Annotated in this window: 11 protein-coding genes; 7 read left to right on the top strand and 4 right to left on the bottom strand. The window is 25.6% G+C overall.

The window, feature by feature from the left end:
* The first annotated feature begins 152 nt into the window (after positions 1-152).
* Both C7380_RS13200 and C7380_RS13195 read left to right on the top strand, forming a co-directional pair.
* Complete coding sequence (locus tag C7380_RS13200) at positions 153-797, top strand: L-fuculose-phosphate aldolase (protein WP_240597635.1); 645 nt, start codon at positions 153-155, stop codon at positions 795-797.
* A 57-nt stretch (positions 798-854) separates the two neighbouring features.
* Positions 855-1,601 carry a GntR family transcriptional regulator gene (locus tag C7380_RS13195; RefSeq protein ID WP_109606681.1) on the top strand — a complete coding sequence of 249 codons (747 nt, stop codon included), beginning with the start codon at positions 855-857 and terminating at the stop codon, positions 1,599-1,601.
* A 34-nt stretch (positions 1,602-1,635) separates the two neighbouring features.
* Here the strand turns inward: C7380_RS13195 and C7380_RS13190 are convergent, their stop codons facing one another.
* The 4 genes from C7380_RS13190 to C7380_RS13585 are packed head-to-tail and all read right to left on the bottom strand — an operon-like array spanning position 1,636 to position 3,999.
* A complete protein-coding gene (locus C7380_RS13190) occupies positions 1,636-2,214 on the bottom strand; it encodes a hypothetical protein (RefSeq protein ID WP_109606679.1) in 579 nt (192 codons plus the stop codon).
* A 24-nt stretch (positions 2,215-2,238) separates the two neighbouring features.
* The gene (gene rfbB / locus C7380_RS13185; RefSeq protein ID WP_109606677.1) at positions 2,239-3,237 is read right to left on the bottom strand and encodes a dTDP-glucose 4,6-dehydratase; all 999 of its coding nucleotides are present in this window, start codon (positions 3,235-3,237) and stop codon (positions 2,239-2,241) included.
* Positions 3,234-3,836 carry a Fic/DOC family protein gene (locus C7380_RS13180; protein ID WP_109606675.1) on the bottom strand — a complete coding sequence of 201 codons (603 nt, stop codon included), beginning with the start codon at positions 3,834-3,836 and terminating at the stop codon, positions 3,234-3,236. The genes rfbB and C7380_RS13180 overlap by 4 nt, the downstream gene beginning before the upstream one ends.
* Positions 3,823-3,999: a hypothetical protein gene (locus C7380_RS13585; RefSeq protein ID WP_158274918.1), complete on the bottom strand. Its 177-nt coding sequence runs from the start codon at positions 3,997-3,999 to the stop codon at positions 3,823-3,825. The genes C7380_RS13180 and C7380_RS13585 overlap by 14 nt, the downstream gene beginning before the upstream one ends.
* A 209-nt stretch (positions 4,000-4,208) precedes the next feature.
* Here C7380_RS13585 and C7380_RS13175 point away from each other — a divergent pair, with 209 nt between their 5' ends.
* The 5 genes from C7380_RS13175 (at position 4,209) to C7380_RS13155 (ending at position 9,433) form a co-directional block, all read left to right on the top strand.
* On the top strand, positions 4,209-4,958 hold the full coding sequence (locus C7380_RS13175) for an ABC transporter ATP-binding protein (protein WP_146192176.1): 750 nt from the start codon (positions 4,209-4,211) through the stop codon (positions 4,956-4,958).
* Positions 4,959-4,971: 13 nt separating this feature from the next.
* A complete protein-coding gene (locus C7380_RS13170; RefSeq protein WP_109606671.1) occupies positions 4,972-5,874 on the top strand; it encodes an ABC transporter substrate-binding protein in 903 nt (300 codons plus the stop codon).
* The gene (locus tag C7380_RS13165; RefSeq protein ID WP_109606669.1) at positions 5,855-6,607 is read left to right on the top strand and encodes an ABC transporter permease; all 753 of its coding nucleotides are present in this window, start codon (positions 5,855-5,857) and stop codon (positions 6,605-6,607) included. The genes C7380_RS13170 and C7380_RS13165 overlap by 20 nt, the downstream gene beginning before the upstream one ends.
* A gap of 88 nt (positions 6,608-6,695) precedes the next feature.
* On the top strand, positions 6,696-9,242 hold the full coding sequence (locus tag C7380_RS13160; RefSeq protein WP_109606667.1) for an EAL domain-containing protein: 2,547 nt from the start codon (positions 6,696-6,698) through the stop codon (positions 9,240-9,242).
* Entirely contained in the window at positions 9,239-9,433 is a 195-nt protein-coding gene (locus C7380_RS13155; RefSeq protein WP_109606665.1) for a hypothetical protein, read from the top strand. Before C7380_RS13160 ends, C7380_RS13155 begins: the two co-directional genes overlap by 4 nt.
* Positions 9,434-9,709: the final 276 nt, after the last annotated feature.

The following is a 9,709-nucleotide window of genomic DNA, read 5'->3' as shown; positions in this document are numbered from 1 at the left end:
TAACTACTACCATATTTTATGTTTATTAATTTTTTAATAAATAAAATTTCTTTCATTATTTATTATCTTTTATATTTTTTTGTTTTTTTTAATTTCTATGAATTATCATGAAATATTCACTTAAGCGTATTTTATAGAGGGAGGTTTTTATTTTGAATATTAAAATTAGAGAAAAAATAGTTAAATATAGTCAAAAAATGATTAAAGATAATCTTACTAAAGGAACAGGTGGAAATATAAGTGTTTTTGATAGAAATAAATCAAAAATTTATATTACACCAAGTGGTTTAGATTACATGGAAATGAAAGAAGAAGATATAGTTGTTATGAATTTAAATGGCAAAAAATTAGAAGGAAATTTAAATCCATCATCTGAATTTTCTATGCATAAAATTTTTTATGAAAATGATAAAAAAATTAATGCTGTGGTACATACTCACTCAATATATGCAACAACTATGGCTTGTTTAAACAAAGAAATACCAGCCATTCATTATCTTATAGGTTTTGCAGGTAAAAAAATTCCAGTAGTTCCATATTATACTTATGGAACAAAAGAACTTGCTGAAAATGCTTATAAGACCCTGAAAGAAAGTAGTGTTTGTTTACTTGCAAATCATGGATTATTAGCAGTTGGAGAAAATTTAATGAAAACATATGAAAAAGCGCTTATGGTTGAATTTGTAGCTGAAATATACTATAGAACTTTATTAACAGGTAAGCCAAATATATTATCAAATAATGAAATGGAAAAAATTTTAAAAAAATTTGATAATTATGGTCAAAAGAATAATTAAATAAAATAAAGTGTTATAATATAATTACTATATTAATTAGTAATTGGTGGTGTATGAATGGTTTTTAAAATAAATAAAAGTGATGAACCTTTAAGTATATTAGCTAGGGAAAAAATAAAAGATTATATCGATGAGAAAAATTTAAAAACAGGTGATAAACTTCCGTCTGAAAGTAATTTTGTCAAAATGCTTGGAGTTAGTAGAATTACTATAAGAGAAGCTCTTAGTCAGTTAAAACAAGAAGGAATAATATATACTATTCAGGGAAAGGGAACTTTTATTAAAAGAACTCCAGTAAACTTGAAAAGTGGATTAGAAGTTTTAAAGTCGGTTACTGAAATTATGGAAACTTTTAAATATAAACCAAGTACAGAATATTTAGATAGGAAAATAGTTATTCCAGAAAAAGAAATAAAAGAAAAATTAAGACTTGAAGATGGTGAAATGGTTGTCACTTATTATAGAAAAAGATTAGCAGATAATCAAATGGCAGTTTATGCTGTTGATAGTATACCTTTAAGATTTTTTGAAAATAAGCCTCCTCAAAAATTACCGACAGAATCTATGATAGAATTTTTTGAAGATTATTTAAAATTTGATCTTGAAAATGCTGTTAGCGAAATAGTTCCAGTTATTTTTGATAAAAAAATGTGTAAAATTTTAAATATAAAAGAACAGAACCTTTTTATGTTGTTAAATCAAGTTTTTTATGATTCGCACGGAATTCCTCTTATTTATTCTCTTGATTATTTTAATACAGAAGTTTTTAAGTTTTTTATTAATAGAAAAAGAATAAAAAAATAAATTTATAAGAAAGCATGATACTAAAAAATTAGTATCATGCTTTTTTTATTATATTATATTCAAATATACAAGGATACTTTCCTTGACTATTGAGTGCAGAAGATATAACAGATTTAATATTTAATTGTATATCTAAAGCTTTTTCATAATGATATTTAAAATGTCCAGCACAACATAAACAATAGGTTTTGGATACTTTTCCTATATTAATGTTTGTAAAACTAGTGCATGCACATTTGTAAATGTTATCTTGTTTCCATTCAATAGAAGTGGTTAATATGTTTTCTTTTATTTTTGGGGAACTCATATATTGAACATTGGATAATAGTTTTATTTTTTCATGTAAATTCTTTTCTTTATATTTTTTTGAGAAGTTTCTTATATCTTTAGCTCTTTTGCCAGTTTTACAACAGGCACACCATGACATAATTTTTATTTTTTGTTCAGTATTTAAATATTTATCGATTCTCGAAGTTATTAATACGAGATTTTTAGCTTTTTGCTCTTTTGAATAGTTTTTGTTTTTATCGATTCCTAAGAATATTTTTTCGATTAAGTCATTGTCAATTTTATGTTTGATCAATGAATCATTTATTTTATTTGAATCAGGCATATTCGTCCCCCATTTTTATGCTTTTTAAATATTGTATTGTTTTATATAGCTATCTATTGTTTTGTAGAGATTTTTATCGAAATTTTTACTACTTTGCCAATTTAAATCTTTTTTTATTTTATTTGAATTTATGGCATATCTTTTATCATGTCCAGGTCTATCTTTTACATATTGTATTAAATCTGTATCTATATTTGAATCTTTTTTGTTTAAGTAGTTTATTATTGTTTTTATTAATTCTATATTAGTTTTTTCTGTTTGATCTCCAATATTATATATTTGACCAGATTTAGCATTTTTTAATACCATTTCTATTGCTTTGCAATGGTCTTCTACATATAACCAATCTCTTATTTGTTTTCCATCTCCATATACAGGAATTGGTTTTTTGTTTATGGCATTTTTTATTACTTTTGGTATTAGTTTTTCTTCATGTTGATTCGGACCAAAGTTGTTTGAACATCTTGTTATATTTATTGGCATTTTATATGTGTCATAATATGATTTTACAATCATGTCTGCAGCAGCTTTACTTGCAGAATATGGGCTATGAGGATCTATTAGATTATTTTCTGTAAAGGGTTTTTCATTTAATTCTAAAGAACCATATACTTCATCAGTTGATATTTGTATAAACTTTGTGTTTGTTTTCCATGTATTTTTTTTTGAATCATACCATATTTTTTTTGCAGAATCTAATAATATTTGAGTTCCTAATACATTTGTTTTTGTGAAAATTTGTGGAGATTCGATAGAGTTATCTACGTGGGATTCTGCAGCGAAGTTTATTATTTTTTCTATATCATATTTTTCTATTATTTCTTGTATTGAATTTTGATTGCATATGTCTTCTTTTATGAATATAAAATTGTTGTTTTTTGATTCATTTTCGATATTTTTTAGATTTCCAGCATAGGTTAATTTATCTATACCTATTATTAAGTCTTTTGGATTGTTTTTTAGATGATGTTTTAAATAATTGCTTCCAATGAATCCAGCAACACCTGTGATTAGTATTTTCATTTTTCCTCCAATTTTTTTATGTTTTCTTTTAAAAATTTAATTAGATTTTTTTGATCATAAGGAGATTCTATCATGGCTTCTATATATTTTTGTTTGTTTTTTATATTGAAGTTTATTTTATAATCTAAGTTTTGAAGTAATATTCTGAAGTATTCTCTTATAGTCCTTCCATTTCCTTCTCTGAATGGGTGTAATACATTTATTTCTGTAATATAATGAGATATTTTTTTTATTAAGTCTTCTTTTTTTATGTTTTTTAGATAATTTTCTTTTTTTAATTGATTGAATAATTTTGAGGCCTCTTTTTCTATGTATATATGATGTGCAAATTTGAAAGAATCTTTTGATATGTCTATAATTCTTATTTTTCCAGCCCATTCAAATAGGTCTTCAAAGATAAATTTGTGCAGATTTTTAAAAAAAAGAAAGTTTAAGTTGTATTCTTTAAACTCTCTTTTTTGAAGTTCTGCAATTTTAAAAGAAGTAATTTTTGTTTCTACTATTTCTAATTCTTCTTTGTTTTTTATATTTAATTTATTTTTTAGTATTAATGTATTTTCATAACAATATATTTGATCTTTTATACTATAGTCTTTCATTTGTTTTATTGTAATTATTGGTTATTTCTTTTACGGCTTCTGTATAAGATATTTTGTTATTTATTATGTCTTCACATTTGTTCAAAGTGTCATCAGAGATTTGAAGGTTTTCATATTCCATAGTACTCTTTATATATTCTAACATTTCTTTTGTTTTTCCCATGTTTTGCCTCCAGTAGTTCTATTTTTATAATTAAAATTATACTATAATAAGGTTACTTAAAGATTAAAAAAGGTTGTTTAGGTCTTTAATTAGTTTTTTTAAAGTTTATCGAGTTTTTTTATATATATAAATTTTTTATTGACTTCTTTTTTTAAATGTGTTAATGTTAGTGTAAGCTAACATTTGAAGTGGTGCTTTTATAATAAGAGGTGATTTTTATTATTAATATATCGAATCTTTGTAAGAGATATGGGGATAATGTAGTTTTAAATGATATTTCTTTGAATGTTGATAAAGGAAAGATGATTGGTATATTAGGATATAGTGGATGTGGTAAGTCTACTATTTTAAAGATAATAAGTAATCTTGAGAGTAAGGATTCTGGAAATTTAATAAATAATAGCATTAATATGGGTTTTGTTTTTCAAGAACCCAGACTTCTTAATTGGATTAATGTTTTTGAAAATGTAGAGATTGTTATAAGGGATAAGGTGAAAAGTAAGTCTTTGAGAAAAGAAATGGTTGATATTGTGTTGGATAAGGTTGAACTTTTGAAGTATAAAAATTTTATGCCCAAAGAGTTAAGTGGTGGTATGAGACAAAGAGTTTCTATAGCTAGGGCACTTGTTATTAATCCAGATCTTTTGCTGATGGATGAACCTTTTTCTGGTTTGGATTTTAGATTGAGACTTGATTTTATAGATCTTATAAATTCTATATTTTCTTCTGAAAATATTACGGGAATATTTGTTACCCATGATTCAAGAGAAGCTTTTTTATTATGTGATGAAATTTATATTTTTGGTAGAGACCATAATTTTTCTAAGAAGATTGTTTTAGATGAAAATAAATTCGATAGAAAATTAGATTCGTCATCTTTTTTAAAGTTTGATGGTGAAGTTCATTCATCTTATAAGTTTAGAAAGAGATGGTGTAAAAAGAATTTTTTAGAAGTTTAAGGGGGTATTTTAATTGAAGAATAGATATTTATCATTTTTTTTGATTTTTTTATTGAGTAGTTTTGTTTTTGGTGTTAAAGTTAGCGTTCCAGTTGGTCCTGCATCTTTACCTGTTTTTTATTTACAAGAGAATTCTAATGGTGCAGTTGAGGCATCCATACATAAAGATAGAAATATCGTTATTTCAAAACTCATGCAAAATGAGGTTGATATCGCATTACTCCCTACTAATGAAGCTATTAAGCTTTATAATAAAGGGGTAGATATTAAAATTCTCAATATTCATACATGGGGTGTTTTTTATCTTTTGACTACTAATTCAGAGATAAATTCATGGTCCGATCTTTCCGGAAAAGAAGTTTATGTTCCAGATAAAGGTGGACCTATGGATATTTTATTTAGTTTTGTTACTGATTTTTATGATGTTAATAATATTAAGATTAAAAGAGGAAAACCTAATCAAATTGCACAGTTGATGATAAATGATATGGCAGATACTGCTTTTTTAAGAGAACCTTTTGTTACGAGTATTCTTTTAAAGAATAAAAAGGCAATTATATGTGAGGATGTTCAAAAAGATTGGTATGAGATTTCTGGTATTGAGTTACCACAAGCTTCTTTAGTTGTTAGAACAGCTTTTTTGAGAGATAATAAAGAGCTTGTTGAAGATTTCAATAAGGATTATTCTAAAGCCATTGATTGGGTTAATTCTAATATAGATGAGGCGTCTAAGCTTGGTATGAAATATATGAATATATCTGATAAGGTTACTAAAGCATCTGTTGAGAGACTTAATTTGAGATTTAAAGATGCACATGATGCCAAAGATGAGATTGAGAAATATCTTAAAGTACTATATGATTTTAATAAAGAGAGTATAGGTGGAAAAATGCCTGATGATGAATTTTATTATTAAATTTAAAAACAATAAGTATATATATTCAATTTTAGGAGTTGCCATATTTTTATTTTTATGGCAATTCTTTTCTTCATTTTATAAGCCCATTATTTTACCATCACCTTTATATACTTTTGAAACTCTTTTGTCTATGATCTTTCAAAAAGATACTTGGTATAATATATGGTTGAGTTTTTTAAGACTTTTTGCAGGGTATTTTTTATCTATGATTCTGGGGACTTTTTTAGGTTTTTTTATGGGATTAAATGAGAAGATTAATATGTTTTTTAATCCAATGATTGTTATGTTGCAGACTACTCCCAATATTTCATGGATATTAATAGCTATAATATGGTTTGGATTAAATTCAAAAATAGTTGTTTTTACTATATTGATATCTATTTTGCCTATATTTGTTATTAATACTCGTGAAGGGGTTAAAAGTACGGATGAAGAGCTTTTACAAATGTCTTATGTGTATAAATTTTCTGATTTTAGAAGATTTACTCATATTTATCTTCCCTCTGTTAAACCTTATATAGCATCGGCAAGTATAATTACAATTGAAAGAGGTTGGAAAATAGGTGCTATGGCAGAACTTTTGAGTTTGGATACCGGTATAGGTGCAGGGCTTTATTGGGCGAGAAACAATCTTCAAACTGAAAAAATATTTGCATGGACTATTATTCTTGTATCTTTGGGATATATTAGTTCTATGATATTGAAAAAAATAATAAAAAAGTTTATATGAGAATATAATGAATACAGATGATTTCATCTGTATTTTTTTTAAATAAAATGTTATAATTGTTTTAAGATGAATATTAGGGGGATAATATATGAATATTATAAGAAGTAGTCTATTTCTTAGAATAACTATATCTGTTATTTTGGTAGTCTCCATTATATTTTTTATTTCTTTATTTTCTATTCAAAGAAGAACATATGATATCCTTTTTGAAATAACTGAAAATACTCTTTTAAAAGAAGCTGATTCTGTATCTAATAAAATAAATGAATTTTTTTCGAGGAATAATTTTGTTGTGAAAGAGATGGCTGTTAATAGACAGATAATAAATTTTTTGAATGATGTAAAAAATAGAGATGAGATAAAGTTAAATGATAATTATAATGATATAATAAAGACTCTTTCTGATATTCAGAAACTTGATGAAAGAATAGCTCTTGTTTGGATTGCGGATTTTGATTCGAGTTATGTTATAAGTCACAATGAATGGAATAGTCCCGCAGATTGGTATATAACTCAGAGAGATTGGTATAAAGATGTTATGAAAGATAGTGATTTTTCTGTTACAGAACCATATGTTGATGCTGTAACTGGAAAAATGGTGGTCAGCATAGTTAAAGCTATAAGAAATGAAAATTCTGATTTAATTGGATTTGCTGCAATAGATTTGATGATTGATTATATTTCAGAACTTTTGAAAAGTTATAATTTTGGTGAGAGTGGTTATGTTTTTTTGATGACTAAAGATAAAAGAATTTTGTATCATTCTGGACGAGGAGATTCTATAAGATTGTCAGAATTTAAGGATAATTATCCAGATATAGTTGAAAATATGAGTGATTTAAAATCAGGATTCGATAGTTTTTATTATGAAGATATTAAAAAGTTTATAGGGTATGCACCTATTTTATCCAATGGTTGGTCAGTTGGAGCGATTTTGCGTGAAGATGAATTTAATAAAAATATAGAGAGTATAAGAACTCTCATACTTTATATAGATATTGTTGGAATACTTTTGTTATTTGCTGTTCTTTATCTCGTTTTACATGAGAATCTAAAAGATATTAAAAGATTAATTTTAAAAGTTGAAGACTATTCACAGGGTAAAAAAAATATAGATTTTTATATAGACTCTAAAGATGAAATTGGTAAGTTGTCTAAAGCTTTATCTAATATGCAATTTGTTATAGATAAACAAAATAGAGATCTTTATAAAGCCAATAAGATTCTTAAAGATATAAATGAAGAGGTTTATGAAAAAAATGAGATGTTAACAGCTTCTGAAGAAGAATTAAAAGCTCAATTACAAGAAATACAAGCTCAAAATGAAGAAATAGATTTTTTGGCAAATCATGATTCCTTAACGAATCTTCCAAATAGAAGAAAGTTTATGGAAAGAGTTAATAGAGTTATGAATAGGGGTAAAAAAGGATCTATTATTTTAATGGATATTGATAATTTTAAAGTTATAAATGATACTAAGGGACATGTTTATGGCGATGAAGTTTTAAAAGAACTTGCTAAAATCCTTGAATCTTTTGATAAAGAAAATATATTTGTTTCGAGATTTGGCGGAGATGAATTTTTAATTCTTTTAGAGGATTTAGATAATCCAGAATTTATTTCTGTTTTTATAGAAGAATTAAAAAATAAATTTGAAAAAATATTTTTTGTAGATGGATATAGAATTGAAATCAAATTCAGTATTGGAATAAGTATTTTTCCGAAGGATAGTAAAGATATTAATCAATTAATAATGTATGCAGATCTTGCTTTATATGAAGTTAAGAGTTCAGGGAAGAATGGTTATAGATTTTTTGATATGGATATGATAAATTATTTACTCAATAAATCGAATATAGATGCGATAATAAAACAAGCAATAGAAAATGATGGATTCAAAATATTATATCAACCTCAGATTAATATAAAAACTGGAGAAGTTAATACTTTTGAAGCTTTAATCAGATTTAAAAATCATAATATATCTCCTTCAAGTTTTATTCCTATATCGGAAGAGAATGGATCTATAATAAAAATAGGTAGAATAGTAACTCAAAAAGTAATAGAACAATTGAGTTTATGGAAGAGAAGGGGATTAAAAATAATTCCTGTTTCTATTAACTTTTCTCCATTGCAATTGCATGATAATGAATATTTTAATTTTTTGATGGAACAGTTAAGTATTAATGATATAAGTCCCAATTTTATAGAAATAGAGATAACAGAAAATGTTTTTTTGAATTATACAGAACAAGCATTAAATTTATTTAATAGACTTAGAAATAAGGGAATAAAGATTTCTATAGATGATTTTGGAACAGGATACTCATCTTTAAGTTATTTAACAAACCTTCCAATAGATAAAGTTAAATTAGATAAATCAGTAAATGATAAATTTTTAAGACTTAATAATATTAGAGTTATGGACAGTTTGATAATGTTGGTACATAGTTTGAATCTTGAAGTTGTTGCTGAAGGAATTGAAGATTATGAACAAATAAAAAGACTAAAAGTGGGTAATTGTGATCTTGTTCAAGGATATTATTTTAGTAAACCCGTTGATGTAAGTGAGGTTGAGAATTTATTGAAAGAAAATATTTTTTATGATAAATTACGATTTGGGGGTGATTTATGAAAAATAAAAAATTAACTACATCTGTTCATATAAGAGAATATTTAGCAAAAAAAAATAATGTAGATTATACTTGTCATTTAACAGCAGGAATTTTTATAAACTTAGTTGCAAGAGCTTCTGAAGAAAGAAAAGAAGAAAAAACTCCATTTTGGAGGACTTTAAAAAAAGATGGAGAACTAAATTTAAAATAAAATAACCTTCAAACACGTTAAGAGGTGGAAATATGTAAGGAAAGGAAGGAATAAATGTAACAAAAAAGAAATTGACAGGAGATAGAGAAATGTGATAGTATATACTTCGGCTGGCTGAGAAGCCGGAGAAATAAATGCTGTTTGAAAAGTGGATAGAAGAAAGCCAATAAGGTAAGGAAGAAAAAGACGTCAGAGAAAGAACTGAAGAAGGACAAACCATAAGGATGAAGGGTTTGATCCTGGCTCAGGGTGAACGCTGGCGGCGCGCCTAACACA

The sequence above is a fragment of the Oceanotoga teriensis genome (genome assembly GCF_003148465.1).
GTDB classification, from domain to species: Bacteria; Thermotogota; Thermotogae; order Petrotogales; family Petrotogaceae; genus Oceanotoga; species Oceanotoga teriensis.
This window is presented reverse-complemented; position numbering and strand designations above follow the sequence as displayed.

What these genes read in the sequence shown, in the direction of transcription:
- C7380_RS13195 (WP_109606681.1), top strand. Translation starts at nt 855, where the DNA reads ATGGTTTTTAAAATAAATAAAAGTGATGAACCTTTAAGTATATTAGCT.
- C7380_RS13190 (WP_109606679.1), bottom strand. Translation starts at nt 2,214, where the DNA reads ATGCCTGATTCAAATAAAATAAATGATTCATTGATCAAACATAAAATT.
- rfbB (WP_109606677.1), bottom strand. Translation starts at nt 3,237, where the DNA reads ATGAAAATACTAATCACAGGTGTTGCTGGATTCATTGGAAGCAATTAT.
- C7380_RS13180 (WP_109606675.1), bottom strand. Translation starts at nt 3,836, where the DNA reads ATGAAAGACTATAGTATAAAAGATCAAATATATTGTTATGAAAATACA.
- C7380_RS13585 (WP_158274918.1), bottom strand. Translation starts at nt 3,999, where the DNA reads ATGGGAAAAACAAAAGAAATGTTAGAATATATAAAGAGTACTATGGAA.
- C7380_RS13165 (WP_109606669.1), top strand. Translation starts at nt 5,855, where the DNA reads ATGATGAATTTTATTATTAAATTTAAAAACAATAAGTATATATATTCA.
- C7380_RS13160 (WP_109606667.1), top strand. Translation starts at nt 6,696, where the DNA reads ATGAATATTATAAGAAGTAGTCTATTTCTTAGAATAACTATATCTGTT.
- C7380_RS13155 (WP_109606665.1), top strand. Translation starts at nt 9,239, where the DNA reads ATGAAAAATAAAAAATTAACTACATCTGTTCATATAAGAGAATATTTA.